The sequence below is a fragment of the Serratia sp. 3ACOL1 genome (assembly GCF_003668775.1).
GTDB lineage: Bacteria > Pseudomonadota > Gammaproteobacteria > Enterobacterales > Enterobacteriaceae > Chania > Chania fonticola.
The window spans coordinates 373,200-399,029 of the sequence record NZ_CP033055.1 but is presented as its reverse complement, the minus strand read 5'-3'; the positions used below and the strand labels follow the sequence as shown (position 1 = coordinate 399,029).

The window sequence follows — 25,830 nt, the reverse complement described above, 5'->3', positions numbered from 1 at the left end:
TGCTGGCCCCTCCGTGGGCCATCAGGTTAAGGGTTCAACCTGGTTAAATCGAGATACTGTCCCAATGCCTGCTGTTCTACCTGCGGTAAATGTGGGATCTCGCCCAACAGGGGCGCGGGCAATAGGCGGCAAAGAGTGGCAAGGTACTCTTGATGTCGTTTTCCCGGCAGGGTGACGTCATTGGCGATCCAGCCTGCCAGAGTCAGACCTGACTGTTGGATCGCCAGCGCAGTCAATAGAGCATGATTGATGCAGCCCAGCTTGATGCCCACCACCAGGATCACCGGCAATTGCTCCTGCTGCACCCAGTCGGCAAAGGTTTCATGCTCAGAAAGCGGCGTAAACCAACCGCCTGCGCCCTCTACTAAAAGCCAGTCTGCACGTTGCTCAAGATGACGTAAACCGGTGGAAAGCCGTGTTAGCGAGATGGGCCGTCCTTCGGCCTGGCTGACGATATGCGGCGAGGTCGGTTCGGCAAAGGTGTAAGGATTCACTACGGCGTAATCCAGCGCTACGCTGCTGTTTCTCTGCAGCGCCAACGCATCGCCGTTGCGTAACCCTTCATTGGTCATCTCACTGCCTGACGCCACCGGTTTATAGCCAGCACAGCGCCATCCTGCCGCGCTGGCGGCCTGAAGCAAGGCACTGCTGGCCACGGTTTTGCCCACTTCGGTGTCGGTTCCGGTGACGAACCAGCGCTTAATCACGATAAATTACTCCATAAGCCAGATGATAACTGAGAGGAAACTGCCCGTCCCGGCAAGGATAAGCAGCCTGCAACGCGGCAAGCCGCTGGCGGGAAAGCAGGCCAGCCTCGCGCCCTTGGTGCAGATGAGTCGCACCGATGCCCTTTAGCGATCGCATCAGCGTCATCACGTCGGGATAATTGAGCGTTTGCCAATCTGCCGTAAGCTGGTGCCGGTAGGGATGACAGGCGGCGGCGATATGAGCTGGCGGCAGGAAGTCATTAACATGACGCTCACCATCGACTTGCTGCCAGGCGTCGCCTAACTCGTGTAAAGCCCCTTGTGCCAAAGTAGAAAACAGGATCAGTCCACCGGGCCGCGTCACCCGATACAACTCAGCCAGCGCCAGAGACAGATCGCTGCACCACTGCACCACCAGGCTGCTAAAACAGATATCCACCGAGGCAGTCGGCAAAGGGATGTGTTCGATATCCCCCAGCAGATAGCGATCCGCCGCTTGCTGCTGGCGGGCAAAAGCCAGCATGCCCGGAGCCAGATCCAGCGCGCTGACCTGTTTGCCCTGCTCGCGCCAACGACGGCTGAAATAGCCCGTGCCGCAACCGGCATCCAATACCTGTTGGCCAGGATGAGACAGCCCCATCCCCAGTAAGCGTTCACCAACCTCCCGCTGCAGCACCGCTGCGGTATCGTAACTCGCCGCTGCCCGGCTGAAGGCGGCGGCCACCGCCTGCTTGTTCACCGTATCAATGGCAGACGTCATGCAGTACCTCCAGCAAGCGATCGATATCCTGCGGCTGGTGTGCCGCAGTGAGCGTAATGCGTAACCGCGCTCCCCCCGGCGGCACCGTCGGCGGACGAATGGCGCTGACCCACAATCCCTGCTCTCGCAGGCGCTGCGCCAAATCCAGCGCCTGTTGGTTATCTCCCACCAGCAACGGTTGGATAGCGGTATCCGACGCGGTTAGCGTTAACGGCAGACCCGCCACCCCGGCACGAAAATGCTGGATGTGTTTTTGCAGCCGACTACGTAGTTCATCCCCTTGCTGAATACAGCTTAACGCGGCCTGCAAAGCACAGGCTTGAGCGGGCGGCATCGCAGTGCTGTAAATCAGATGGCGGGCGAACTGCAGCAGATATTCCGCCAACGGTTTATCGCAGAGGATCGCCGCGCCGCTGACGCCGAATGCCTTGCCAAAGGTGACGACCAGCACCTCCGGGCGCACACCTTGCTGCCAGCAACTACCACGCCCCTGTTCGCCACGTACGCCAATACCGTGTGCATCATCCACCATCAGCCAGGCACCCGCCTGCTGCGTCAACCGATGTAGTTCGGCCAACGGTGCGCTATCACCGTCCATGCTGAACACCCCTTCGGTGATCGCCAACTGTTGGCCTGCACAGGTTTTTTGCAGCAAGGTGGCCAATGCCTGGGGCTGGTTATGCCGAAAGCGCCGCAGTTGTGCCGGTGAGTGAGTGGCCGCTTCCAATATAGAGGCGTGGCTGAGCTTATCCGCCAGAATGCGATCGTCGGCCTGCATCAGGGCAGCCAGCAATGCCTGATTGGCCGCGTAGCCGGAAATAAACAGCAACGCCCGCGGGTAGCCTAGCCACTCTGCCAGTTGCTGCTCGAGCTCATGATGAGCATGGCAAAAACCGGTGACGTGACCGGAACCGCCACTACCCACACCGTAGCGCTGTGCCCCCTGCTGCCAGGCGGCGATCACCTCAGGATGTTGGCTCAGGCCCAGATAGTCGTTACCGGAAAAATTCACATAGCGCTGGCCGTCGAGTTGCAGATAGCGGCCATTACCGCCTTGATTCACCTGCCGTTGGCGATAAGCGGCTGCTCCTCGCCGCTCCTCCAGCGCCTGTTCGATCCGTTGCTGCCAGCTCATTACAGCGCCGCGTTGTAGAATTCAGCGGTATCGGCGTGCAGCAACTGCTCGGTCAGCACCTGCTGCTGCTGATTGTCACCCTGTTCGGTGGCGGTTTGCTGCGGATTCAGGCCCAGCTTACGGAACAGCTGCAGATCCTTGTCCTCTTCCGGATTGGGCGTGGTAAGCAATTTGCAGCCATAGAAGATAGAGTTGGCCCCGGCCATAAAGCACATCGCCTGAGTCTGCTCGCTCATCTGTTCACGGCCTGCCGACAGGCGGACATAGGACGTCGGCATCATGATGCGGGCAATGGCAATGGTGCGGATAAAGTCGAACGGATCGACGTCGTCATTGTCGGCCAATGGCGTACCTTTCACCTTCACCAGCATATTGATCGGCACGCTCTCCGGCGGCTTGGGCAGATTGGCCAGTTGGACCAACAGCCCCGCGCGGTCACGCACCGTTTCGCCCAGCCCGACAATCCCACCGGAGCACACTTTGATCCCGGCGTTACGCACCTTATCCAGGGTATCCAGACGTTCCTGATAGCTGCGAGTGGTGATGATGTTGCCGTAGAATTCCGGCGAGGTGTCCAGGTTATGGTTGTAGTAATCCAGCCCCGCTTCGGCCAGCCGTTCTGCCTGCGCGCCATCCAGCGTGCCCAGCGTCATGCAGGTTTCCATTCCCATCGCCTTGACGCCCTGCACCATCTGTTGCAGATAAGGCATATCGCGCTCGTGCGGGTTTTTCCAGGCGGCCCCCATACAGAAACGGCTCGAACCGGCCGCTTTGGCCTTGCGCGCCGATTCCAGCACCTGTTCCACCTGCATCAGCCGCTCGGATTCCAGGCCGGTTTTGTAGCGCGAACTTTGCGGGCAGTACTTACAGTCTTCCGGGCAGGCACCGGTTTTGATCGATAGCAGCGTGCTGACCTGCACCTGTTGCGGATCAAAATGTTGGCGGTGAACGGTCTGTGCTTCGAACAGCAGTTCGAGTAAGGGTTTATCAAACAGGGCCTGGGCTTGCCCTACTGTCCAGTGAATGCGATCGGCCATTTACGGCGTCTCCAAAAGGGAAAAAAGTGTCGTCAGTGTAGAGTTTGCGATTATACTGTCAACCATTCTATTAAAATTTGGTTTACGGTTAATGTCTGTTTCTCCCTGCGATATTGAATTCGATCGACGCCACATCTGGCACCCTTACACCTCCATGACCCAGCCCTTGCCTTGCTATCCGGTGGTGTCCGCCAGTGGCGTCGAGCTGCAACTGGACGATGGCCGCCTGCTGGTGGATGGCATGTCTTCCTGGTGGGCGGCGATCCACGGTTACAATCATCCACAGTTGAATCAGGCAGCCGTACAGCAGTTGGAAAAAATGTCGCACGTGATGTTCGGTGGCATCACTCATCCCGCCGCTATTGAACTGTGTCGCAAGCTGGTAGCGATGACCCCGGAAGCTTTACAGTGCGTATTCCTGGCAGACTCTGGATCGGTGGCGGTCGAAGTGGCGTTAAAGATGGCGCTGCAATATTGGCAGGCCCGTGGTGAACGGCGGCAACGCATTCTGACCTTACGCCATGGCTATCACGGCGATACCTTTGGCGCGATGTCGGTCTGCGATCCGGACAACTCCATGCATAGCCTGTATCAGGGCTATTTGGCCACCCACCTGTTTGCCACTGCGCCGCAGTGCCGTTTTGACCAGCCTTGGGACGAACAGGACATTGTGCCGTTTGCCGAATTACTGGAGCAGCACGCCGGGGAAATAGCCGCTGTGATCCTGGAGCCGGTGGTGCAAGGAGCCGGTGGGATGCGGATCTATCATCCAACCTATCTGCAACGCGTGCGGGAGCTATGCGATCGCTACCAAATCCTGCTGATTGCCGACGAGATCGCCACCGGTTTTGGCCGCACTGGCAAACTGTTTGCCTGTGAACATGCCGACGTGGTGCCGGATATTCTTTGCCTGGGCAAAGCGCTAACCGGTGGCTATATGACCCTTTCCGCCACCCTGACCACGCGCCACATCGCAGAAACGATCAGTAACGGGGCCGCAGGCTGCTTTATGCATGGGCCAACCTTTATGGGCAACCCGCTGGCCTGCGCCGTCGCCTGCGCCAGCCTGACCTTGCTGGAGGAAAATCACTGGCAACATCAGGTCGCCGCTATTGAAACACAGCTTAAACAGCAACTCTTACCGCTGGTGGCATCACCCAAGGTGGCCGACGTGCGGGTGCTTGGGGCAATTGGCGTGGTGGAGATGCATCAGCCGGTGGATGTGGCGTTGCTGCAACGCGGATTTGTCGAACGCGGCGTGTGGATCCGGCCGTTCGGTAAACTGATCTACCTGATGCCGCCTTATATCATCACGCCAGAACAACTCACCCGGCTGACGGCGGCGATCGCCGCGGCGGTGGAGTAACGGTTTTAAGGTTGTATTGTGGCGGCAAACCGATCTAGCTTAGGGGTTCGGTATTTTAGACAACTGGGAGTCATTATGGCTTTTCGTTTGTACAGCAACGATCTGCAAGACGGCGCAAAAATGCCTGAACGGCAGGTATTTAACGGCATGGGCTACCACGGGGATAACCTCTCCCCTCATCTGGCCTGGGAAGATGCACCGGCGGGCACCAAGAGCTTTGCCATCACGGTTTACGATCCCGATGCCCCTACCGGCTCCGGCTGGTGGCACTGGGTGGTCGCCAATATTCCGGCAAACGTGCATGAACTGCCGCAAGGTGCGGGTTCCGGCAAACCGGGGCTACCGGCTGGCGCAGTACAAACCCGTACCGATTTCGGTAAGGCCGGTTACGGTGGCGCGGCTCCGCCACAGGGTGAAAGCCATCGTTATCAGTTCACCGTGCATGCATTGGACGTGGAAAACATTCCAGTGGATGCAGAGGCGAGCGGCGCTATGGTCGGTTTTAACATCCACTTCCATAGCCTTGGCAAAGCGACGTTGACGGTAAAATACAACTGAGAAACGTTGAGGGGCGAAGCACTTCGCCCCGATTTTTAACCCACTATTTTGCCAGCACGCTCACCCACATTGGGCCTTTGCCCACCGGGTAACGCGCCAGGTCCGTCAGCTCGCCGCTGTCTTGGTCAATCTGATACACGCCAATATGGCCAGATTTCTGCCCTGCCGCAATCACGAAGCGACCGCTGTGATCGATGTTGAAACCGCGTGGCTGTTCTTCTGTGGCATGGTGGCCAACCACCGCAATCTTGCCGCCATCTTCCGACACGCTGAATACGGTTAAAATGCTGGCGGTGCGATCGCTGGTATACAAGAAACGGCCGTTTGGCGTGAGGTGGATATCCGCCGCCCAACGCGTGCCAGTGAAATCGGCAGGCATCATGTCCAGGCTTTGCACCAGCGTATATTTGCCACCGTTGGCTTCGATGGCGAACACGTCCACCGTGCCATCCAATTCATTGACGCAGTAAGCGAATTTATCGTTGCCATGGAATGCCATATGGCGAGGGCCTGCTCCACTTGCCGTTGCTACGGCCTCTTGGCCGTGTGGCGTAAGTTGGCCCTGCTGGCTCAGATTGAACAGGCGGATGCGGTCCTCTTTCAGGCACGGCACCAGCAGCAATTGATTGGTCGGGTCAATATTGGCCGAATGCGGCGCGGTCAGGCCATCGATCTGCTGGGTAGGCGCAAGCACCACACCATCATGGCCAATCGGGCTGATGCTGGCACAGTTGCCGCTGTAAGAGGCGGAGAACAGATAACGGCCCTGCAAATCGGTGGAAATATGGGTTGGGCTGCCTGGCAGTGGTGCCATCCCAGCCTCATGCAACGTGCCATCTTCCGCGATACGGTAGCTGACAATGCCAAACGCCGGACGTACCCCAACATACAGATGAGTCTTGTCCGGGTGGATCGCCATCGGCTGTACCTGCCCCGCGACCTCGACCGTTTGCAGCAGCGCCAGTGCGCCCTTGTCGTCTAACTGCCACACGTGGATCTGCTGGCTCTCCGGGCTGGCGACATAAACGATTTGCTTCATTTGCTCTCCTTAATGAGAAAGGGTAACCGGTTTCAGTTTGTTCTAGCTTACGCGACATTTGTGACATGGCAACCCTGGCAGGTTACGCAGTTTTATCGAACGGTTATCCGGTGTACCATCGAGGTAATTTTCTTGCTAACTATAATGAGACCGCTATGAGCTACCGTGTTATTGCCCTCGATTTAGACGGCACTTTGCTAGACAACCAGAAACGTATCTTACCGCAGTCGCTGGCCGCACTGGAGGAAGCCCGTGCTGCCGGGGTGAAAGTCGTGGTGGTCACCGGCCGCCATCACGTGGCTATCCATCCGTTTTATCAGGCACTGCAAATCGATACGCCAGCCATTTGTTGTAACGGCACCTATCTGTACGACTTCCAGCAGAAAAAGGTACTGGCTTCCGATCCGCTGGCAAAAGAGCAGGCCAAGCAGGTACTGCAACTGCTCAAGCAAAACGATATTCACGGCCTGATGTATGTTGACGACGCCATGCTGTATCAGGAGACAAGCGGTCATGTGATCCGTTCGCTGGCCTGGTCAGAGACTTTGCCGGTAGCCCAGCGCCCAACATTGTTGCAGGTCAACAGCCTGATGCAGGCGGCGGATGACGCGCAGGCTATCTGGAAGTTTGCCACGTCACATAGCGATCTCCCAGCGCTGCGCAGCTTTGCCGAAATGGTAGAAAAAGAGCTGGGCCTGGCCTGTGAATGGTCCTGGCACGATCAGGTGGACATTGCCAAAGGCGGCAACAGCAAGGGCAAACGCCTGCAGCAGTGGGTGGAGTCACAGGGGTTGAGCATGGATCAGGTGGTCGCCTTTGGTGACAACTACAACGACCTGAGCATGCTTGAGGCCGTTGGGCTGGGCGTTGCCATGGGTAATGCCGATAATGCCATCAAGGAACGTGCGGATCTGGTGATTGCCGACCATCTGCAGCCGGGTATTGCCGAGGTTATCCGTTCTCGCGTGTTGAATTAAAAAGATACCCCTCACCCTAGCCCTCTCCCACAGGGAGAGGGAACCGATCGAGTGGGTTGAAAGTATCGTGATCCTTCATGATCCCCGGCTGATTCACCTTGGTTGCAGGAGCGATCTCCATTGCTAAGATCATCTCTTTACTTCCAAAAGAGCAGGGGCTAATAGCTCCCTCTCCCTGTGGGCTGAGGAATCCCCAGAAAAATTGAGACGAGAAATAGGCTGTTTTTTACCCAAAAACGGACTAAAAAACAGCCTCAAGCAGACGAGAAGAAGTGGTTCGTCATTCTCTCACTGCCAATTTACGAACAAAATGGAACAGATTGATCGTAAAACACTCGCTCTAATTCTCTGAAACCACTAAGAAAAAATTAGTGGGGATTCCTCAGCCCTGTGGGAGAGGGTTGGGGTGAGGGGCCATCACGGCTGATCGACACGCTCTTGACCTGTGCATACAGCCACTGGCCGGGCCTGATAGCCAGATCGTCACGTGCCCATGGGGTGATGCGCGCCCAGAGGATGTTTTCCCCGACCATCAGCTTCACCTCAACCTGCCCTGCCACATCCAGACACTCCACTACCTTGGCGGGCAGAATATTACGGATACTGCTGTTGGCTGGCGGTTGTAGCACTAAAGAAACGTCGGCGGCGTTGATACGAATACGCATTTGGCTGCCCACCGGCGCTTCAATACCGCCGACCCACAGCCTCTGATCGCCCAATGCCAGCGCGGTCATGGCATAGCGCGGGTGATGCTCAATCACGCTAACGCTCAACACGCTACTCTGATCTTCACGTTGTAGCCAAGGCCGCAGCGCGCTGCTGGCCCAAACCTCCTCCAACCCGCCGTACGCCCGCACCTGGCCGTGATCCAACACCATCACCTGCTCTGCCAGGCGTAAAATCTCGTCCATGCTGTGGCTGACATAGAGAATGGGGATATTGACGTCCTGCGCCAGTCGCTCCAGATACGGCAACAACTCACGCTTGCGTGGCATATCGAGCGAGGCCAGCGGTTCATCCATCAGCAACAGTTCCGGCGCGGTCAGCAGCGCCCGACCAATCGCGACGCGTTGTTTCTCTCCGCCGGAGAGGGTCAAAGGCAAGCGGTTCAGCAACGGCGCAATCCCCAACAGTTCGACAATGCTGTCAAACTGGCCGCGCATACTGGCCGCCATACCGTATTGCAGATTGCCGCGTACCCGATAATGTGGGAACAGGCGCGCATCTTGGAAAACATAGCCAACCCGGCGTTTTTCCGGTGGCAAACAGACACCGCTGGCGGTATCCACCAGCGTGCGACCATTAAGCACAATACGCCCCTGCTGCACCAGCGTCAGGCCACCGATGGCATTGATCAAGGAGGTTTTACCGGCCCCGGAAAGCCCGAAGATCGCGGTGATCCCCTGAGCCGGCAGATTAGCCTGCACGTTGAGATTGAGATCGCCAAGCTGCTGGGAGAAATCCAGTTCTAACATCTATAAGCCCATACGCTTGCGGCCCCAGCGGGCCAGCCATTCGGAAACCATCAAAGCAGCCAGTGCCAACACGATGGCAATCACGCACAAACGCGCTGCTGCCGCCTCGGCCCCTGGCGTTTCGATCAGGGTATACATTGCCAGCGGGATGGTACGAGTTTCCCCTGGGATATTGGAAACAAAGGTGATGGTGGCGCCAAACTCGCCCAAAGAGCGGGCAAAGGCCAGCACCACGCCAACGATCACACCGGGCAGCGAAAGCGGTAAGGTGATGGTGAAAAACACCCGCCACGGATTGGCGCCCAAGGTGCGGGCTGCCTGTTCCAAACGGGTATCCACCGCTTCCAGCGACATGCGGATAGCACGCACCATCAGCGGGAATGCCACCACCGCCGAAGCCAAGGCAGCACCACGCCAGCTGAAACTGAAGCTGAAACCAAACCAGTTGTACAGCCATTCGCCGATAAAGCCACGCCGCCCCATGGCGATCAGCAGCAGATAGCCCACCACCACCGGTGGCAGGACTAACGGCAGATGAATAATGCTATCCAACAACGATTTACCGGGGAAATTGCAGCGAACCAGGATCCAGGCCATCAAAATACCCAGCGGCAAACTGCAGATCACCGCCAGGCTGGAGACTTTCAGGCTCAGTTCGACCGCCTGCCATTCATACTCACTTAATATCATTTACGCGGGGTGAATCCATAACGTTCGAAGATAGCCGCAGCGGCCGGTGTCTTCAGGTAATCGTAGAAAGCCGTCACGGCTGGCGTTTGGTGATCTTTAACGATGGCCATTGGATACTCAACCGGCTTGTGGCTGTCTTCCGGGAAGATGGCAATCACTTTGACCTTGTCGCTCGCCACGGCGTCAGAGCCATAAACGATGCCCAGCGGGGCTTCTTCACGCTCAACCATGGCCATGGCGCCGCGCACGTTATTAGCCCGCGCCAGCCGCGGTTCCAGCGTGGTCCATGCCCCCAGGTTCTGCAACGCTTCTTTGGCGTAGATGCCCGCAGGAACATGATCCGGATCGCCTACGGACAAGCGGCCACCGTTGAGCAATTTGGCCCAGTCGGTTTGCTTGTTGATAGTGATTTTATCTTGTTTGGCCGATTTGGCGGCGATCAGCACCAGTTCGTTACCTAACAGGGTATAACGGGTATCTTTCACCATCTGCTGCTTATCGATGGCGTAATCCATCCATTGCTGATCGGCAGAGATAAACATATCCGCAGGTGCCCCTTGCTCAATCTGGCGTGCCAGCGTTGAGGAGGAAGCAAAAGAGGAGACGACTTCGACGTCTTTGCCTTTCTGATATTCAGTGGCGATATCTTGTAAGGCGTTGGTCAGCGAGGCTGCGGCAAACACGGTGATTTTCTCCGCCGCAGAAACCTGTGCCACCAGCCCGCAAGCCAATGCCACACCGCCAACCCAGTTAATCCATTGCTGTTTCATTGTTTTCTCCGCAAGTTAACTCTCATCACATCGCTATGTAAAAAATAATATAACGCAGCGAGAACGATTGTCATGCGGTTTATCGGCAAAGCGAGAGATAACTTGAGAAATACCCGCCAAGAGAGCTCAGCGGGCATTTGGGAGGGGGATTAGCTGCGGTTTTCTTTAGGATGGCCAACTTTGGAGAAGAGGTTAAACACCTCGCCCAAGCCATAAATCAAGCCTAAAATAATGGCCATCACTACCGGCACCATTACCACGGCAAACAACAGACTTTTCAATAATTCTAACATCGTAGCCTCACTTGACTGCTTTAAACCGCTGCGTAGGCTTCACTGTAAACCAAAACGCAGGCGAAAACGCGGTTATTTTACCGACTGCGGGAAATTTGTAACCGGCTAAACGTGCTCAGTTGGCGCTTTGCGGCAAATCGGCGACAATAGCCTGACTTACTGCCTTATAAGGACCCATCATGCAGGCCGAGATCCTCCTTACCTTAAAGCTGCAGCAGAAACTGTTCGCTGACCCACGCCGCATCGCGCTGCTCAAGCAAGTGGTGCATACCGGCTCGATCAGCCAGGGAGCCAAACTGGCGGGGATCAGCTACAAAAGCGCCTGGGATGCCATCAATGAGATGAATCAACTGGCCGAGCAGACGGTGGTCGAACGTGCTACCGGCGGCAAAGGCGGCGGCGGAGCGCAGGTGACCCGTTATGGCCTGCGGCTGATCCAACTTTACGATCTGCTGGGCCAAATCCAGCAGAAGGCCTTTGACGTGTTGCAGCAGGATCATCTGCCGTTGGACAGCCTGTTGGCCGCCATCGCCCGTTTCTCGTTGCAAACCAGCGCCCGCAACCAGTTTTTCGGCACCGTGATTGAACGCGACCACCAGCAGGTCCAACAGCATATCAGCCTGTTGCTGGCCGACGGCCACACCCGCCTGACCGCTGCCGTCACTCAGCAAAGCGCCGACCGGCTACAGTTGACGCCGGGCAAAGAGGTATTGGCCCTGATTAAAGCGCCTTGGGTGAAGCTGAGCACCGATCCGGCTTCGACTGGCCTGGCCGATAACGCGCTGCCGGGTTCCGTTGCCAGCATTCAGCCTGGTAGCGATCACAGTGAGGTTCTGGTGACGCTCAACGGCGGAGAAACGCTGTGCGCCACCGTCAGCAACCAGGAACTGGCGCAGTTGAAACTGAGCGTCGGCACGCCGATACACGCCTTGTTCAACGCCGATCGGGTGATTGTCGCGACGTTGTGTTAAACGCAACGTCACGTTGCAGTATTGCCGATTGACATCTTTTCCGCTTGCGCCTATTTCTAAAGCGAAACATTGCAGAATAGGGATTAGAAGATGTCGTCGTTGCACATTTCGCAAGGCTCATTTCGTTTAAGCGATACCCGCACGCTGGAGCTGGATCGGCTTGATATTCAGTCCGGCGATAGCTGGGCGTTCGTCGGGGCTAACGGCAGTGGGAAATCTGCGCTAGCCCGGGCGCTGGCCGGTGAGCTGACGTTACTGAAAGGCGAACGCCACAGTGATTTTCGCCACGTAGTACGGCTCTCCTTTGAGCAGTTGCAAAAGCTGGTCAGCGATGAATGGCAGCGCAACAATACCGACCTGCTCAGCGCGGACGAAGACGACACCGGCCGCACCACGGCGGAAATCATTCAGGAAGAGCACAAAGAGCCCGCTCGCTGCACACAGTTGGCCGAGCAGTTTGGCATCACGCCCCTGCTTACGCGCCGTTTCAAATATCTCTCTACCGGTGAGACCCGTAAAACCCTGCTGTGTCGCGCCCTGATGGCCCAACCCGATTTATTGATCCTCGATGAGCCGTTCGACGGGCTGGACGTCAATTCACGCGCTCAGCTCGCCACCCTGCTTGGCAAACTTTCACAGCAGGGTTATACCGTGGTCCTGGTGCTCAACCGGTTTGATGAAATCCCAGGTTTCATTGAGCAGGTCGGCGTGCTGGCCGATTGCACCCTCACCAGCCAAGGGCCACGGGAGCAGGTGATGACCGACGCGCTGGTCGCCCAACTGGCGCACAGTGAAAATCTCAACGGCTTGACGCTGCCAGAAGCCGAAGATCCCACCCAGGTCATCAGGCTGCCGGACGATCGGCCACTGATCGTTCTGCGTGATGGCGTAGTGAGCTACAACGATCGCCCCATCCTCAACCAACTCAGTTGGCAGGTTAACCCCGGTGAACACTGGCAGATCGTCGGCCCAAACGGGGCGGGAAAATCCACTCTGCTCAGCCTGATCACCGGCGATCATCCGCAAGGCTATAGCAACGATCTGACGCTGTTTGGCCGCCGACGCGGCAGTGGGGAAACCATCTGGGATATCAAACGCCATATCGGCTACGTCAGCAGCAGCCTGCATCTGGACTACCGGGTCAGCTCCAGCGTGCGTAACGTGATCCTGTCCGGCTTCTTTGATTCGATCGGCATTTATCAGGCGGTTTCCGATCGTCAGCATCAGTTGACCTCGCAATGGCTGGCGCTGCTCGGGCTTGGCGCTATGGGCGATGCCCCCTTCCAAAGCCTGTCCTGGGGGCAACAACGCCTGGCGCTGATCGCCCGGGCGTTAGTCAAACATCCGGCGCTGCTGATCCTCGATGAGCCACTGCAAGGCTTGGATCCGCTAAACCGCCAGTTGGTAAGGCGCTTCGTGGATGTGCTGATCCAACAGGGCTCGACCCAGTTGCTGTTTGTTTCACACCACGCAGAAGATGCGCCGCAATGCATCACCCACCGTTTCTCCTTCATCCCTGAAGGCGATGGCTACCGCTATCAGCAAGACGTCCTGGCTTAACCTACTCGGGATGAGTGCTACAGCGCTCATCCTGGGGACATATCCGGCAACACTTCCTCCATAACGCATCACATTTGGCCTTTTATCATTAAAGGATACAGAGACGTTTTTGGAGAAGGTATGTCCGCCGCGCTGATTATTATTGACCTGATTGAAGATCTGGCTGGTCCTAAAGGGCGGGCGAATCACTGCCGCGAACAGATCGTAACGCGTGATGTGATCGCACACGTCAATGCTGCTGCGGCCTACGCGCGGGTGCGTAAAATCCCGGTGATTTGGTTACGCACCGGTTTTGCCGACAATTACCACGATATTCCCCGACACTCGCCGCTGTTCAATCAGCTCAAACATATCGGCGCGCTGCGCTTAAGCAACGGGGGATGTCATTGGTTGGCCGGTCTGGAGGTAAAAACCGAGGATCTGTGCCTGGAAAAGAAAGGGCTTAGCGCCTTTGCCGGTAACAATTTGTTAGCCTGGTTACAGCAGCACCACTGCCACCACCTGTTATTGGGCGGTATCAGCACCCCGCTAGCCATTGAGAGCACCGCCCGGCAGGCGCACGATGCAGGTTTACAGGTCACGGTGCTACAAGATTTATGCGCCGCCCCAACGGAAGAGATCCACCAGCAAAGCCTGGAGACCTTGCAGAACCTTGGGGAGGTTATACGTTCGCAGGCGTGGATGCGTGGTTAAAACCACGACACCATAAGTTTGAGACAGGAGGGAGTCATGCAGCTTAACCCACCGTTGAGCGCATGGATGCGCGACTCGAGCCCCCAGGGACGGGTTTACGGCGTGTCGGTGATCTGCATGACTCCCTCCTGCAGCACAATTAGAAACAGCTAGTTAGTCGTTATAAGCACGATTAACTACTGTCCCGACCTTTACTAGCGCTAGCTTGTGCTACTATCCCAATTAGTGCTCATTTAACCAGACATTAACACGCCGGACTTCCGGCATTGAGCGCCGTGTATCTATTTTAAAGGGATAGCTATCATGTGGGGCGTACTTTCGGCTTCGTTGTTTTTTTTGCCATTTAATCGGCTGATTGCCTCGGTAGTATTGGCTGCGGCCGCCGCAATGGGGATTTACCATCATATCCTGACGCCCGTCGGGCTGGGTTATCTGGCTGTTATCGCCATTGCCATCTGGCTTCATCAGCATTATCGCCAACAGCGAAGCATCACGCTCGCGCTGGAAGTGTTTTTAGTCGCCTGCTCAATTGCGCTGTTTTATCACCTGATACCGGGCTTCAATAACCAATTGATGGTCGATCAGGACAAAGTGGGCCCGATGAGCTCGCTGTATTCCATGTATTACAACTTCGATAAGGCACTGGTGCCCTTTCTGCTGGTAGCCTGCCTGCCAACGCTGTTTAACGCGGGTAAGCCCGACAAACAAGTAGGCCTCAGCGCCTGGCTGATCCTGGTGCTCTGCGTACCTGCTGTGTTGCTGTTGGCGGTGGCGCTCGGTGGGCTGAAAGTTGAGTTGCACCTGCCCTCCTGGATCCTGGCTTTCATTATGGCCAACCTGTTTTTTGTTTCGATGGCAGAAGAAGCGCTGTTCCGTGGCTATTTGCAGCAGCGTTTGCGCCAGTGGCTGGGTGCCTATCCGGCACTGATTATCACCGCCCTGCTGTTTGGTGCCGCTCACTTTGCTGGCGGCACGTTGATGATGGCATTTGCCACGCTGGCGGGGGTGATTTATGGCTTGGCCTGGATGTGGAGCGGTCGCCTATGGGTGCCCATTCTCTTCCACTTTGGGCTAAATCTGGTCCATTTGCTGTTCTTTACCTACCCGGCTTACCAATATTAGTCCCCTACAGGCTGGCAGATTTCACTGCCAGCCTGCGCCGTGTAATCGCTACCACTTAACCAACCCCACCGCCTTACCTACCTCAACCGGATTAAAGCCTCAATCGATGTAAGCGATTCCATTTTTCGCGCTAGATCACCTTTTTCTCACCGCGACCGTGCTATCTTCTAGCCATTATTTTCCAAAATGCACTCGGCTAAAGTCGGTCACACAGCAGGTGAAAGCGATTACAACTAGCCCCGTCGCGAGATAAAGGAAGCGCAATGCCTGATTTCAATCCTATCGATCATCCACATCGCCGTTTTAATCCCCTTACCGGGCAATGGGTGCTGGTATCTCCGCACCGGGCCAAACGCCCGTGGCAGGGCCAGCAGGAATCCCCCGCTCAGGAAACACTGCCAGCCCACGATCCCGACTGCTTCCTTTGCCCAGGCAACACGCGCGTGACCGGTGATAAAAACCCTGACTATCCGGGCACCTACGTGTTCACCAATGATTTTGCCGCACTGATGCAAGATACCCCGCAGGCACCGGAAAGTGACGACCCACTGATGCGTTGCCAAAGTGCCCGTGGCACCAGCCGGGTGATCTGCTTCTCCCCCGATCACAGTAAAACGCTACCGCAGCTGACGCTACCCGCGCTGGAGCAGGTGATCGCCACCTGGCAGGAACAGACCGCCGATCTGGGGCGCAGCTACCCCTGGGTGCAGGTGTTTGAAAATAAAGGGGCCGCGATGGGCTGTTCCAATCCTCATCCACACGGTCAGGTATGGGCCAACAGCTTCCTACCGAATGAAGCCGAACGAGAAGATCGCCTGCAACAGGAGTATTTCAGCCAGCATCAATCCCCCATGCTGGTGGACTATGCTCAGCGCGAGCAGGCCGACGGTAGCCGTACGGTGGTGGAAACCGAGCACTGGTTAGCAGTTGTTCCTTATTGGGCTGCATGGCCCTTTGAAACGCTGCTGCTGCCAAAAGCGCCGGTACAACGCCTGACCGAGCTTAGTGCAGCACAAAGCCGCGATCTGGCCATCGCGCTGAAGAAACTCACCAGCCGCTATGACAACCTGTTCCAATGCTCTTTCCCTTATTCCATGGGCTGGCACGGCGCACCCTTCAACCAGGCCGATAACCGCCACTGGCAACTGCATGCCCACTTCTATCCGCCGTTACTGCGCAGCGCCACGGTGCGCAAATTTATGGTGGGCTATGAAATGCTGGCAGAAACCCAACGCGACCTGACCGCAGAACAAGCCGCTGAACGCCTGCGTGCGGTCAGTGATATCCATTACCGCGAAGCCGGAGTGAAATAATGAGTCTAAAACAACTTACCCAAGCCCTGTTTACCGAACACTTTGGCTACGCACCCACCCTGACGATCCAGGCTCCGGGCCGAGTCAATCTGATCGGTGAGCACACCGATTACAACGACGGCTTCGTCCTGCCCTGCGCCATTGATTATCAAACCGTGATCAGCGGAGCTCCACGTAACGATCGCCTGATCCGCGTATTGGCCGCCGATTACGAGAACCAGCAGGATCAGTTTTCGCTGGATGAGCCGATCGTCAGCCACGCCAATCTGCGCTGGGCCGATTATGTACGCGGCGTGGTGAAACACCTGCAGACCCGCGATGCCAGTTTTGGCGGTGCCGATCTGGTGATCAGCGGCAACGTCCCGCAAGGTGCCGGGCTTAGCTCTTCCGCCTCACTGGAAGTGGCCGTCGGCCAGGTGTTGCAGGCGCTCTATCAATTGCCGTTGGACGGCGTAGCGCTGGCGCTCAATGGCCAGGAAGCAGAAAACCAGTTTGTCGGCTGCAACTGCGGCATTATGGATCAGCTGATTTCTGCGTTGGGCAGGAAAGACCACGCCCTGTTGATCGACTGCCGCTCTTTGGAAACTCGGGCGGTGCCAATGCCAGCCGATGTCGCGGTGGTGATCATCAACTCCAACGTCAAACGCGGCCTGGTCGACAGCGAATACAACACCCGCCGTCAACAGTGCGAAGCGGCAGCTCGCTTCTTCGGCGTCAAGGCGCTGCGCGACGTGAGCCCGGATCTGTTTTTCCCGATCATGCATGAACTGGATCCGATCGTGGCCAAACGGGCGCGCCATGTGATCACCGAAAACGATCGCACCTTGGCCGCTGCCGATGCCTTGGCCGCTGGCAATCTGAAGCTGATGGGCAAACTGATGGCCGAATCGCACGCGTCGATGCGTGATGACTTTGCCATCACCGTGCCCCCTATCGATACGCTGGTCGAGATCGTTAAAGAGGTCATTGGCGATCGTGGCGGTGTGCGCATGACCGGAGGGGGCTTTGGGGGTTGCATTGTGGCCCTGATGCCGCAGGATCTGGTAGAGTCGGTACGTACGGCGGTAGCTCGCGAATATCCATTGCGAACCAACGGCCTGCAAGAAACCTTCTACGTCTGCAAAGCTTCACAAGGATCCGGCCTATGCTGAGCGATAATTCCGCCGTTGCCCCAGACGGCCAGCCCTTTATTCTCACCACCCTGCGAAATGCCGCGGGAATGACGGTCACGTTTATGGATTGGGGCGCAACCTGGCTTTCCGCCGTGCTGCCCTTGAAATCAGGGGAACAACGTGAGTTGCTGCTGGGATGCCAAACCCCGCAGGACTACCTGCATCAGGGAGCTTATCTGGGGGCCACGGTCGGGCGCTATGCCAACCGTATTGCACATGCCAGCCTGAACATTGATGGCAAGCCACACCCGCTGATCGCCAATCAAGGGGAGCATCAGTTGCACGGCGGGCCAAACGGCTTCCACGCTCGCCGCTGGCAGATTGTGAAGCAGGATGAGCAGCAGGTGAGTTATCAGCTCCATTCGCCAGACGGCGACCAGGGCTTCCCTGGCAACCTCGACGTAACGCTGACTTATCGACTCACCGCCGATCACCGGCTGGAGATTGAGTATCAGGCACAGACCGATCGCGCCTGCCCGGTCAATCTGACCAACCATGCCTATTTCAATCTGGATGGTGCAGGCCACGACGCCCGACAACAGCGCTTGCAGCTGTTCGCCGACCGTTATCTGCCCGTAGATGGCGATGGCATCCCCAGTGCCGATCTGACGGCGGTTGCAGGCACCGGGATGGATTTCCGCCAGCCGAAGACCCTGCAGCAAGATTTATTGCGCGACCGCGATCAGCAACGGGTAAAGGGTTACGACCATGCTTACCTGTTGCACGATACCTGCCACGGGTTGGCAAGCCCGGCGGCTCACCTGTGGTCTGCCGACGGCAAGGTCGCGATGACAGTGTTCACCACCGCGCCAGCGCTCCAGCTATACAGCGGCAATTATCTGGGTGGCACACCTGCGCGTGACGGCGGTAGCTACCAAAATTACGCCGGGGTGGCGCTAGAAAGCGAGTTCCTGCCGGACAGCCCGAACCACCCCGAATGGCCACAGCCAGATTGTTGGCTCCAACCTGGCCAGCGTTATCAGAGCGCAACGCACTATCAGCTTATTCCTATCTGAGCCGCCACGCCCCTTGTCATGCGGTAAGGGGCGTAATTGTTATAATTGCTTACATTGCACCCCCAGGCCGTTACCTTTCCTTATTGCCATCCCCGCACTAGAATCAGGCTACCGTGGTATGCACAAGTCCGTGAGTGATATCACAATTTTCGGCCTGCTGGCCGTTCAATAGCTGAAGGAACACCTAATGCGTCTGATCACTGCACTTCCATTACTGGCAGGTTTACTGCTGAGCACCAACCTGATGGCTGCCGACACTGCAGCAAAAACGCCTTCTCCGGCGCAGGCTGCCCAGCAAAAACGCATGACCGATTGTAATCAACAGGCTACCACCCAATCGCTGAAAGGTTCTGACCGCACCACCTTCATGAGCACCTGCCTGAAGGCCGAAGGCCACCATACCGAGAAGGCCCTGACGCCGCAGCAGCAGAAGATGAAAGACTGTAATGCCGACGCCGCTAAAAAGAGCCTGAAAGGTGACGAGCGCAAAACCTTCATGAGTAGCTGCCTGAAAAAAACCGCCTGATCGCATTAACGCTGTGGCGCGAGTGAATAGCTCTCATTCGCGCCCTTCGACCAGCCTGAACGATTCAGCTTTTTCCTTTGCCCCCCTCTTACCTTGCGGCCAAAAATTGGCTATGGTTAACACTATGCCCAGTGGCAGTAAGGGTTAGACAATGTCGCATGTCGTACGAAACCCTCGACTTTTAGTGGATATATTCACGGGTATATCGATTGCCGAGTAAGTAGCAGCGGAATATAATGATATTCGTTATCATTAAACCTTCAGATTATTAAGGAGTTAAGCTATGGCTGTAACTAAGCTGGTTCTGGTGCGCCACGGCGAAAGCCAGTGGAACAACGAAAACCGCTTCACCGGTTGGTATGATGTCGATCTGTCCGACAAAGGCCGTACCGAAGCAAAAGCAGCGGGCAAGCTGTTGAAAGACGAAGGCTTCTCTTTCGATTTCGCTTACACCTCCGTACTGAAGCGTGCTATCCACACTCTGTGGAACATTCTGGACGAGTTGGACCAGGCCTGGCTGCCTACCGAAAAGTCCTGGAAGCTGAACGAACGCCATTACGGCGCGCTGCAGGGTCTGAACAAGGCTGAAACCGCAGAAAAATACGGTGACGAGCAGGTCAAGCAATGGCGCCGCGGCTTCGCAGTCACCCCACCAGAGCTGACCAAAGAAGATGAGCGCTACCCGGGTCACGATCCGCGTTATTCGGCGCTGAGCGACAAAGAGTTGCCGCTGACCGAAAGCCTGGCGCTGACCATCGATCGCGTTATCCCTTACTGGGACGAAGAGATCCTGCCACGCATCAAGAGCGGCGAGCGCGTGATCGTCGCGGCTCACGGTAACTCCCTGCGTGCGCTAGTGAAATATCTGGATAACCTGAGCGAAGACGAAATCCTCGAGCTGAACATCCCAACCGGCGTGCCGTTGGTGTATGAGTTCGATGAGAACTTCAAGCCAATCAAGCGTTACTACCTGGGTAATGCCGATGAGATTGCAGCCAAAGCTGCGGCCGTCGCCAACCAGGGTAAAGCGAAGTAAGTTTCGCCCCTAAAAAGCAACAAGCCCCCGGTGTTGAGCCGGGGGCTTTTTTATTGCTCTTTGATCCTGGCCGCTTCGATAGCCTGCAAACGCGCCTGCATCTCTGGATGGGTACTTAACCACTCCGGCACCTCTAGTGCCACGGTTGACGTACTTGCCGCCTGTTGCAATGCACGGTAAAGATCTTCCATCGCCAATAACGAACGCCCCTGGCGTTGCATTTCTGCGATTGCCCAGTCGTCTGCCTCACGCTCCACGCTGCGGGAGAACTGCATTTCATGCATAAATGAGGCTGATTGCAGCAAGGTATCACCAATGCCACTGACATCGCCGGTCATCCACATAAACGTCAGTGCCACCAGGGATGAACGCACTACCATGCGCATGGGATGACGGTACGCATGATGCCCCATTTCATGGAGCATCACCGCAGCCAGACCGTCGTCATTGGTCGCCAACTTGGCCAGATCGTCGGTGATCACCAAAGTCCCGTCAGGTAACATGAACGCATTGGCAACCTCTGGCACCGCCAGCAATTTTAACTTGAGCGGAGTGCGCTCGTGCCGCATCTGCTCCGGCATCACCTGTAGGAATAGCTTCTGTATTGCCTGCTGTTTCTCGGTGGGCAATTGCGACGGCTTGAAACCACTGGTTTGCAGGAAATCGAGCGTATGTTTACCCAGCTTCTGCTCGGCCGCGGTAGGAATGCGCATGGCGATTTCACTGCTCGCCCAAGGAAGAACCAGGAAAACATAAACCAGGGTCAACAGAACGGTTAGCAACAACGTCAGCAACACGCCACGCTTATAACGCTCTAAGCGGTGCACCAACCCCGGTGAACGGCGTTGATAAAACCACTGGCGGAATGACGCATCGTCGGCGGGCACAAACCGGCCACCGTCTGGGAAGGTCAGGGTCAGCGGAATGCGACCCAATGACTCGGAAACGGTAATTTGCGCTAAAGAAAAATAGCGATGTTCGCCATCATATTGCAGCGTTACCCCATCGCCCATATCGTTTAACAGCAGCCGGGCCGCCTGTTGGGCGGCCCGGCCAGGGCACTGATAGTGTCCTTCAAGGATCATCAGTCTTTACTCAAAAACTGGTGCCCAGATCGAGCGCCTGTACGGCTTCTTCAGCGATAGCGGTATTAGCCGTATCGTGATGAGCCTGTACCGACAATAGCGACAGATCGCCTTCAACCTGAGTTGACTCAGCAATATAGCGAGCATGACGTACGTGGGCCACCGGGGCTGCAAGGCCCAATGAGAACACGGTGATCAGGCTGTTGGTGATCAACAGTCCCATATACGGCAGAGTCTGCATGGAAGAACGCAGTTTAACCTCACCTTGCAAGGTGGTTTGGTTAAACACGTAGTTACGCTGAGCGACAACCATATAACTGCTGGACACCATCACACCTAGCAACAGCACCAACATCATCATGAACAGGCTACCAATATTATTTGCCATCTGGGCTTGCAGCATTGCATCGGACATACCGCCAAACAGCGCCATTTGGAATAAGCTGACAAAGAACGAGCCAACCAATACCAAGGCGATGACCAGGAATGGCAAGAAGATCAGCAGGCTGAACAGCGCAATCTTAATGAACTCTGCTTTCTTGAATTTGGCCACAAATGGTGAAGTGCCAAAACGCAGGTTGTTCACATACAGATCATGTTGCAGGGTCGCCAGGATACCATTGATTGCGGCCAGCATCGGCACAAACAGGATGACCGTAATAGCTGCCAACACAATGATCGCAGTCGGGCTGCCCAGACTGCTGCCAATCACACCCAATACGATCATAACCGCATACAGACCAATCACTAGCAGTATCGGGCAGAACAGTAATACCCAGTAGGCGCGCCCGGTTTGGCATAAGTAATTGAAGCGAACACCACGATAGCTAGACATAATCGCGTTATAACGCCAGCTACGGATAATAATCCAAGGGATCAACGCAAGGAGTGCCAGCATGGCAATCATGCCAAGCAATGGGTTGATAAATAAAAGAATATAGAACAGGATCACGGCGCCGATCACCAGCAGACGGCCCTTGAGGATTTGCATTGGCTGCGCGTGGTAATCAAAGCGGTCGCCATTCAATTCGGTATTGCCATAAAAATAACGACGACGACGCACCGTTGCCCAAGCTGAGTATATTCCCAACGTAATAGCCGTCAGTAATATGTTAACCAGCCAGATTGCGAAATACTCCCCACCTGTACCACGAAAATAAATTTGATGCCGAGAACTATTGTTTTCCATCAGCTATTCATCCTGAAATTAAAGTCATTCACCATCATGCCCTTATTTTTAGATTGGGTATTTTGGTTGTAAAAAACGCATCATCATAATCATACCGCGCGGCAAGAGCAAATTGTGTTTGACTAGTAACAGTTGCGCGAGATGAAAACAGCGGCGGACCAAATAAGATGTTTCCTGTAAATAAAAAGTATGGCCGGTAACACCAACTTATTATCATCAGAAAAGGCCCAGCTGAACGAGGAAAGCTCTACAAAATTAGTATAATGTCAGATTTTATTCTGGTGTTATTGTTGCAAGAGGAATTTCTTAAAACCACACTAAACTTGGCCCCGCAGCAATGCTGCAGGGCCACAAACACGGTTAGCTTATCGGCTACGGCGCGCCTTCACCGCTGCGGCCAGATCGCGCAGTACGGTTTCGGTATCTTCCCAGCCAATACAGGCATCGGTAACGCTTTTGCCGTAAACCAGCGGCTCGCCGCTTTCCAGGTTTTGATTTCCTTCCACCAGGTGGCTTTCGATCATCACCCCGATAATGGCTTTTTCACCACCACGCAGCTGCTGGCAAACGTCCGCGTTCACCTCTAGCTGTTTTTTAAACTGCTTGCTGCTGTTGGCGTGGCTGAAGTCGATCATCACCTGTGCAGGTAAGCCCGCTTTGGCCAGACCCTCTTTCACTTCTTTCACATGGGCCGCGCTGTAGTTTGGCTCTTTGCCGCCACGCAGAATAATGTGGCAGTCGCCATTGCCGCTGGTGTTAACAATCGCGGAATGACCCCATTTGGTGACGGACAGGAAACAGTGCGGTGCGCCAGCGGCATTGATAGCATCGATCGCGACCTTGATGGTGCCGTCGGTGCCGTTTTTGAAGCCCACCGGGCAAGACAGGCCAGAAGCCAGTTCACGATGCACCTGGGATTCCGTGGTACGTGCGCCGATAGCTCCCCAGCTCATCAAATCTGCCAGGTATTGCGGAGTGATCATATCCAGGAACTCACCGGCAGCAGGCAAGCCGCCGTCATTGATATCCAGCAGCAGCTTACGCGCCAGGCGCAAGCCTTCGTTAATCTGGAAGCTGTTATCCATCTGCGGATCGTTGATCAGCCCTTTCCAGCCAACGGTGGTACGTGGTTTTTCGAAATAGACCCGCATCACCACTTCCAGCTCACCGTTGAGCTCCTGGCGCAGGGTCATCAGGCGCGCGGCATACTCTTTCGCCGCTTTGGTATCGTGAATGGAACAAGGCCCAATCACCACCAACAGGCGATCGTCATTGCCACGCAGGATGTTGTGGATCGATTGGCGAGCCAGTGACACCGTCTCTGCTGCCTGAGCCGAAGCCGGAAACTTTTCCAACAGGGCCACTGGCGGCAGGAGTTCCTTGATTTCTTTAATACGTAAGTCGTCGTTTTGGTAATTCATCACTTTTCCATTCGGTATCGGGTGTATCGCACAGCGCGTAGAGTAGATTTTACCAATCTAGCTTGTGAGGCTGGCGCTGTAAATCACCTTTAGATCCCATAATCGCTACCGGCAAATATTCAGCTCTCTACCAAGGACGCCTATAATGAGCTAAGTAACGGCCAAACTTAGACTTTGGCACCCGACAAATTTTGCAAAAGGATAAGTAATGTCTGGAGCTTCCCATGTCCATCAGCCTAAAGACGGCAACAGTAAGCGCCTACTAGCCGCATTTTTAGTCACCACCCTCTTCATGGTTGTCGAGGCCGTGGGCGGATTACTTTCTGGCTCACTGGCGCTGCTGGCAGACGCCGGGCATATGCTGACGGACTCCGCAGCCCTGCTCGTCGCGTTGATGGCGGTGCACTTCTCACAGCGAAAACCCAACGCCCGCCATACTTTTGGCTATCTGCGCCTGACCACCTTGGCCGCCTTTATCAATGCTGCCGCATTACTGCTGATCGTCGTATTCATCCTGTGGGAAGCCGTACGGCGTTTCTTCGAACCACAGCCAGTGATGGGTACCCCAATGCTGGTGATCGCCGTAGCGGGTCTGCTGGCTAACCTGTTCGCCTTCTGGCTGCTGCACCGCGGCAATGAAGAGAAAAATATCAACGTGCGTGCCGCCGCCCTACATGTTCTTGGCGACCTGCTCGGCTCAGTTGGGGCGATCGCAGCAGCCATCATCATTCTCACTACCGGCTGGACCCCCATCGATCCGATACTCTCGGTCCTGGTTTCCTGCCTGGTATTGCGCAGCGCCTGGCGCCTGCTGAAGGAGAGTTTCCATGAACTGCTGGAGGGAACACCGCAGGAGGTAGATATCAATAAACTGCAAAAGGATTTGTGCCTGAATATTCCGGAAGTGCGTAACATCCATCACGTGCATGTCTGGCAGATTGGCGAACAAAAGCTGATGACGCTCCACGCCCAGGTGATCCCACCCCACGATCATGACGGTCTGTTACGCCGAATCCAGGCCTATTTGCTGGAGCATTACCAGATTGGCCATGCGACGATCCAGATGGAGTACCAGCATTGTGATACCCCTGACTGCGGCATTGCGAGTGACCACTCACACTCCGGCCATCTGGGGCATCATCATTAACATCCAGGGGTGCTTGTTGCGCCCCTGGCGTACTAAGGTGCTGAAGAAAGCGGTTGGGAGTGATTCTTCGCGGCGCTGCGTATCCATAGCCAAGAGCCATTGAGCGCAATCAGCGTCAAAATGACGTATTCCAGCGCCATGGCGTACACGCCCTGGTAAGCAAAGATCGCCACGCTGATCACATCAATCACTACCCACAGCAGCCAGTTTTCGACGTATTTTCGCGTCATAAGGATCATGGCGACGATAGACAGCACCATCATGGCAGAATCCCAGAACGGGAAAGCGTCCGGTTGCAGTTCTGGCATCTGTACGTTAAGACCCAGCCCCTGCATGACCGCCACCGCAATTTGTGTCAGGTAGGCAAATACCCGGTCGATATTAAACGTCATCAACGCGATACCAACCACGCACACCGCCCCCCATGCCAATGCTTTAGGCAGTGGCAACCAACGGATCTGCAATTCCGCCTGATTATCCTGCGTCTGGCGGCTCCAGGCGTACCAGCCGTAAATATTGGCCACGAAGAAAAACAGTTGCAGCAACAGGCTGGCGTACAGTTGGATCTGAAAGAAGATCACCGCAAACAGCGTGACGTTGATCAGCCCAAACAGATAGTTGATGATTTTCTCTTTGCTGGCATACCAGATACAGAGTAAACCAAACAGCGTACCGATGGCCTCAATCCACGACAGGTCATACCCCCCTGCACCAATCGGAATATGGACCAGAATGTTGCCAGTGCTGAAAAAGCTCATATGTCTTCCTTATA

Annotated in this window: 26 protein-coding genes; 13 read left to right on the top strand and 13 right to left on the bottom strand. The window is 55.7% G+C overall.

Going from position 1 to position 25,830, the window contains the following annotated elements; all coding sequences use genetic code 11:
• Positions 1 to 26 precede the first annotated feature (26 nt).
• From bioD to bioB, 4 genes are read right to left on the bottom strand one after another with little or no spacing between them, the layout of a single operon-like run.
• Positions 27 to 707 (bottom strand): dethiobiotin synthase, encoded by a 681-nt coding sequence (gene bioD, locus D9980_RS01970; protein WP_121606232.1) that lies wholly within the window; start codon positions 705 to 707, stop codon positions 27 to 29.
• Positions 700 to 1,467, bottom strand: a complete 768-nt coding sequence (gene bioC, locus D9980_RS01965) for a malonyl-ACP O-methyltransferase BioC (protein WP_121606231.1) — start codon at positions 1,465 to 1,467, stop codon at positions 700 to 702. Before bioC ends, bioD begins: the two co-directional genes overlap by 8 nt.
• Positions 1,451 to 2,602 (bottom strand): 8-amino-7-oxononanoate synthase, encoded by a 1,152-nt coding sequence (gene bioF, locus D9980_RS01960; RefSeq protein WP_121606230.1) that lies wholly within the window; start codon positions 2,600 to 2,602, stop codon positions 1,451 to 1,453. The genes bioC and bioF overlap by 17 nt, the downstream gene beginning before the upstream one ends.
• Complete coding sequence (gene bioB, locus D9980_RS01955; protein ID WP_024483117.1) at positions 2,602 to 3,639, bottom strand: biotin synthase BioB; 1,038 nt, start codon at positions 3,637 to 3,639, stop codon at positions 2,602 to 2,604. Before bioB ends, bioF begins: the two co-directional genes overlap by 1 nt.
• 91 nt (positions 3,640 to 3,730) lie before the next feature.
• Between bioB and bioA the strand changes: the two genes are divergently transcribed.
• Together bioA and D9980_RS01945 are read left to right on the top strand one after the other, a co-directional pair.
• Complete coding sequence (bioA, locus tag D9980_RS01950) at positions 3,731 to 5,005, top strand: adenosylmethionine--8-amino-7-oxononanoate transaminase (RefSeq protein ID WP_121606229.1); 1,275 nt, start codon at positions 3,731 to 3,733, stop codon at positions 5,003 to 5,005.
• Positions 5,006 to 5,080: 75 nt separating this feature from the next.
• Positions 5,081 to 5,563 carry a kinase inhibitor gene (locus D9980_RS01945; protein WP_121606228.1) on the top strand — a complete coding sequence of 161 codons (483 nt, stop codon included), beginning with the start codon at positions 5,081 to 5,083 and terminating at the stop codon, positions 5,561 to 5,563.
• A 43-nt stretch (positions 5,564 to 5,606) separates the two neighbouring features.
• Here the strand turns inward: D9980_RS01945 and pgl are convergent, their stop codons facing one another.
• The gene (gene pgl, locus D9980_RS01940; protein ID WP_121606227.1) at positions 5,607 to 6,602 is read right to left on the bottom strand and encodes a 6-phosphogluconolactonase; all 996 of its coding nucleotides are present in this window, start codon (positions 6,600 to 6,602) and stop codon (positions 5,607 to 5,609) included.
• A gap of 155 nt (positions 6,603 to 6,757) precedes the next feature.
• On the opposite strand from pgl, the gene D9980_RS01935 reads away from it, so the two are divergent.
• Positions 6,758 to 7,579: a pyridoxal phosphatase gene (locus tag D9980_RS01935; protein WP_074027957.1), complete on the top strand. Its 822-nt coding sequence runs from the start codon at positions 6,758 to 6,760 to the stop codon at positions 7,577 to 7,579.
• A gap of 368 nt (positions 7,580 to 7,947) precedes the next feature.
• On the opposite strand, the gene modC is transcribed toward D9980_RS01935, so the two are convergent.
• The 4 genes from modC to D9980_RS01915 form a co-directional block, all read right to left on the bottom strand.
• Complete coding sequence (gene modC, locus D9980_RS01930; protein ID WP_024483122.1) at positions 7,948 to 9,054, bottom strand: molybdenum ABC transporter ATP-binding protein ModC; 1,107 nt, start codon at positions 9,052 to 9,054, stop codon at positions 7,948 to 7,950.
• The gene (gene modB / locus D9980_RS01925) at positions 9,055 to 9,744 is read right to left on the bottom strand and encodes a molybdate ABC transporter permease subunit (protein ID WP_024483123.1); all 690 of its coding nucleotides are present in this window, start codon (positions 9,742 to 9,744) and stop codon (positions 9,055 to 9,057) included.
• Entirely contained in the window at positions 9,741 to 10,514 is a 774-nt protein-coding gene (gene modA / locus D9980_RS01920; RefSeq protein ID WP_121606226.1) for a molybdate ABC transporter substrate-binding protein, read from the bottom strand. The genes modB and modA overlap by 4 nt, the downstream gene beginning before the upstream one ends.
• Before the next feature lie 149 nt (positions 10,515 to 10,663).
• The gene (locus D9980_RS01915) at positions 10,664 to 10,807 is read right to left on the bottom strand and encodes an AcrZ family multidrug efflux pump-associated protein (RefSeq protein WP_024483125.1); all 144 of its coding nucleotides are present in this window, start codon (positions 10,805 to 10,807) and stop codon (positions 10,664 to 10,666) included.
• A gap of 179 nt (positions 10,808 to 10,986) precedes the next feature.
• Between D9980_RS01915 and modE the strand changes: the two genes are divergently transcribed.
• From modE to gpmA, 9 genes are all read left to right on the top strand, one after another.
• Complete coding sequence (gene modE, locus D9980_RS01910; protein WP_121606225.1) at positions 10,987 to 11,778, top strand: molybdenum-dependent transcriptional regulator; 792 nt, start codon at positions 10,987 to 10,989, stop codon at positions 11,776 to 11,778.
• A gap of 90 nt (positions 11,779 to 11,868) precedes the next feature.
• The gene (modF, locus tag D9980_RS01905) at positions 11,869 to 13,338 is read left to right on the top strand and encodes a molybdate ABC transporter ATP-binding protein ModF (protein ID WP_121606224.1); all 1,470 of its coding nucleotides are present in this window, start codon (positions 11,869 to 11,871) and stop codon (positions 13,336 to 13,338) included.
• A gap of 120 nt (positions 13,339 to 13,458) precedes the next feature.
• Positions 13,459 to 14,031 (top strand): cysteine hydrolase family protein, encoded by a 573-nt coding sequence (locus D9980_RS01900; RefSeq protein WP_121606223.1) that lies wholly within the window; start codon positions 13,459 to 13,461, stop codon positions 14,029 to 14,031.
• Between the two features lie 303 nt (positions 14,032 to 14,334).
• Complete coding sequence (locus tag D9980_RS01895; RefSeq protein WP_024483129.1) at positions 14,335 to 15,153, top strand: CPBP family intramembrane glutamic endopeptidase; 819 nt, start codon at positions 14,335 to 14,337, stop codon at positions 15,151 to 15,153.
• Positions 15,154 to 15,416: 263 nt separating this feature from the next.
• On the top strand, positions 15,417 to 16,466 hold the full coding sequence (galT, locus tag D9980_RS01890; RefSeq protein WP_121606222.1) for a galactose-1-phosphate uridylyltransferase: 1,050 nt from the start codon (positions 15,417 to 15,419) through the stop codon (positions 16,464 to 16,466).
• On the top strand, positions 16,466 to 17,617 hold the full coding sequence (gene galK, locus D9980_RS01885; RefSeq protein ID WP_121606221.1) for a galactokinase: 1,152 nt from the start codon (positions 16,466 to 16,468) through the stop codon (positions 17,615 to 17,617). The genes galT and galK overlap by 1 nt, the downstream gene beginning before the upstream one ends.
• Positions 17,611 to 18,654 (top strand): galactose-1-epimerase, encoded by a 1,044-nt coding sequence (gene galM / locus D9980_RS01880; RefSeq protein WP_121606220.1) that lies wholly within the window; start codon positions 17,611 to 17,613, stop codon positions 18,652 to 18,654. The genes galK and galM overlap by 7 nt, the downstream gene beginning before the upstream one ends.
• Before the next feature lie 187 nt (positions 18,655 to 18,841).
• Positions 18,842 to 19,180, top strand: coding sequence for a PsiF family protein (locus D9980_RS01875; protein ID WP_024483131.1), 339 nt, complete (start codon positions 18,842 to 18,844; stop codon positions 19,178 to 19,180).
• Between the two features lie 283 nt (positions 19,181 to 19,463).
• Positions 19,464 to 20,216 (top strand): 2,3-diphosphoglycerate-dependent phosphoglycerate mutase, encoded by a 753-nt coding sequence (gene gpmA / locus D9980_RS01870; protein ID WP_024483132.1) that lies wholly within the window; start codon positions 19,464 to 19,466, stop codon positions 20,214 to 20,216.
• A 50-nt stretch (positions 20,217 to 20,266) separates the two neighbouring features.
• Here the strand turns inward: gpmA and D9980_RS01865 are convergent, their stop codons facing one another.
• The 3 genes from D9980_RS01865 to aroG form a co-directional block, all read right to left on the bottom strand.
• Positions 20,267 to 21,301 carry a M48 family metallopeptidase gene (locus D9980_RS01865; protein ID WP_121606219.1) on the bottom strand — a complete coding sequence of 345 codons (1,035 nt, stop codon included), beginning with the start codon at positions 21,299 to 21,301 and terminating at the stop codon, positions 20,267 to 20,269.
• Positions 21,302 to 21,311: 10 nt separating this feature from the next.
• The gene (locus D9980_RS01860) at positions 21,312 to 22,490 is read right to left on the bottom strand and encodes a YjgN family protein (protein ID WP_121606218.1); all 1,179 of its coding nucleotides are present in this window, start codon (positions 22,488 to 22,490) and stop codon (positions 21,312 to 21,314) included.
• A gap of 365 nt (positions 22,491 to 22,855) precedes the next feature.
• Positions 22,856 to 23,911: a 3-deoxy-7-phosphoheptulonate synthase AroG gene (gene aroG, locus D9980_RS01855; protein WP_021180323.1), complete on the bottom strand. Its 1,056-nt coding sequence runs from the start codon at positions 23,909 to 23,911 to the stop codon at positions 22,856 to 22,858.
• A 208-nt stretch (positions 23,912 to 24,119) separates the two neighbouring features.
• Between aroG and zitB the strand changes: the two genes are divergently transcribed.
• Positions 24,120 to 25,058: a CDF family zinc transporter ZitB gene (gene zitB / locus D9980_RS01850; RefSeq protein ID WP_121606217.1), complete on the top strand. Its 939-nt coding sequence runs from the start codon at positions 24,120 to 24,122 to the stop codon at positions 25,056 to 25,058.
• 32 nt (positions 25,059 to 25,090) lie between these two features.
• On the opposite strand, the gene pnuC is transcribed toward zitB, so the two are convergent.
• Positions 25,091 to 25,816, bottom strand: coding sequence for a nicotinamide riboside transporter PnuC (gene pnuC, locus D9980_RS01845; RefSeq protein WP_024530526.1), 726 nt, complete (start codon positions 25,814 to 25,816; stop codon positions 25,091 to 25,093).
• Positions 25,817 to 25,830: the final 14 nt, after the last annotated feature.

Excerpts from the sequence above, each read along its gene's own strand:
- bioC (WP_121606231.1), bottom strand. The coding sequence starts at position 1,467 with ATGACGTCTGCCATTGATACGGTGAACAAGCAGGCGGTGGCCGCCGCC.
- bioF (WP_121606230.1), bottom strand. The coding sequence starts at position 2,602 with ATGAGCTGGCAGCAACGGATCGAACAGGCGCTGGAGGAGCGGCGAGGA.
- bioB (WP_024483117.1), bottom strand. The coding sequence starts at position 3,639 with ATGGCCGATCGCATTCACTGGACAGTAGGGCAAGCCCAGGCCCTGTTT.
- bioA (WP_121606229.1), top strand. The coding sequence starts at position 3,731 with ATGTCTGTTTCTCCCTGCGATATTGAATTCGATCGACGCCACATCTGG.
- D9980_RS01945 (WP_121606228.1), top strand. The coding sequence starts at position 5,081 with ATGGCTTTTCGTTTGTACAGCAACGATCTGCAAGACGGCGCAAAAATG.
- pgl (WP_121606227.1), bottom strand. The coding sequence starts at position 6,602 with ATGAAGCAAATCGTTTATGTCGCCAGCCCGGAGAGCCAGCAGATCCAC.
- D9980_RS01935 (WP_074027957.1), top strand. The coding sequence starts at position 6,758 with ATGAGCTACCGTGTTATTGCCCTCGATTTAGACGGCACTTTGCTAGAC.
- modC (WP_024483122.1), bottom strand. The coding sequence starts at position 9,054 with ATGTTAGAACTGGATTTCTCCCAGCAGCTTGGCGATCTCAATCTCAAC.
- modB (WP_024483123.1), bottom strand. The coding sequence starts at position 9,744 with ATGATATTAAGTGAGTATGAATGGCAGGCGGTCGAACTGAGCCTGAAA.
- modA (WP_121606226.1), bottom strand. The coding sequence starts at position 10,514 with ATGAAACAGCAATGGATTAACTGGGTTGGCGGTGTGGCATTGGCTTGC.
- D9980_RS01915 (WP_024483125.1), bottom strand. The coding sequence starts at position 10,807 with ATGTTAGAATTATTGAAAAGTCTGTTGTTTGCCGTGGTAATGGTGCCG.
- modE (WP_121606225.1), top strand. The coding sequence starts at position 10,987 with ATGCAGGCCGAGATCCTCCTTACCTTAAAGCTGCAGCAGAAACTGTTC.
- modF (WP_121606224.1), top strand. The coding sequence starts at position 11,869 with ATGTCGTCGTTGCACATTTCGCAAGGCTCATTTCGTTTAAGCGATACC.
- D9980_RS01900 (WP_121606223.1), top strand. The coding sequence starts at position 13,459 with ATGTCCGCCGCGCTGATTATTATTGACCTGATTGAAGATCTGGCTGGT.
- D9980_RS01895 (WP_024483129.1), top strand. The coding sequence starts at position 14,335 with ATGTGGGGCGTACTTTCGGCTTCGTTGTTTTTTTTGCCATTTAATCGG.
- galT (WP_121606222.1), top strand. The coding sequence starts at position 15,417 with ATGCCTGATTTCAATCCTATCGATCATCCACATCGCCGTTTTAATCCC.
- galK (WP_121606221.1), top strand. The coding sequence starts at position 16,466 with ATGAGTCTAAAACAACTTACCCAAGCCCTGTTTACCGAACACTTTGGC.
- galM (WP_121606220.1), top strand. The coding sequence starts at position 17,611 with ATGCTGAGCGATAATTCCGCCGTTGCCCCAGACGGCCAGCCCTTTATT.
- D9980_RS01875 (WP_024483131.1), top strand. The coding sequence starts at position 18,842 with ATGCGTCTGATCACTGCACTTCCATTACTGGCAGGTTTACTGCTGAGC.
- gpmA (WP_024483132.1), top strand. The coding sequence starts at position 19,464 with ATGGCTGTAACTAAGCTGGTTCTGGTGCGCCACGGCGAAAGCCAGTGG.
- D9980_RS01865 (WP_121606219.1), bottom strand. The coding sequence starts at position 21,301 with ATGATCCTTGAAGGACACTATCAGTGCCCTGGCCGGGCCGCCCAACAG.
- D9980_RS01860 (WP_121606218.1), bottom strand. The coding sequence starts at position 22,490 with ATGGAAAACAATAGTTCTCGGCATCAAATTTATTTTCGTGGTACAGGT.
- aroG (WP_021180323.1), bottom strand. The coding sequence starts at position 23,911 with ATGAATTACCAAAACGACGACTTACGTATTAAAGAAATCAAGGAACTC.
- zitB (WP_121606217.1), top strand. The coding sequence starts at position 24,120 with ATGTCTGGAGCTTCCCATGTCCATCAGCCTAAAGACGGCAACAGTAAG.
- pnuC (WP_024530526.1), bottom strand. The coding sequence starts at position 25,816 with ATGAGCTTTTTCAGCACTGGCAACATTCTGGTCCATATTCCGATTGGT.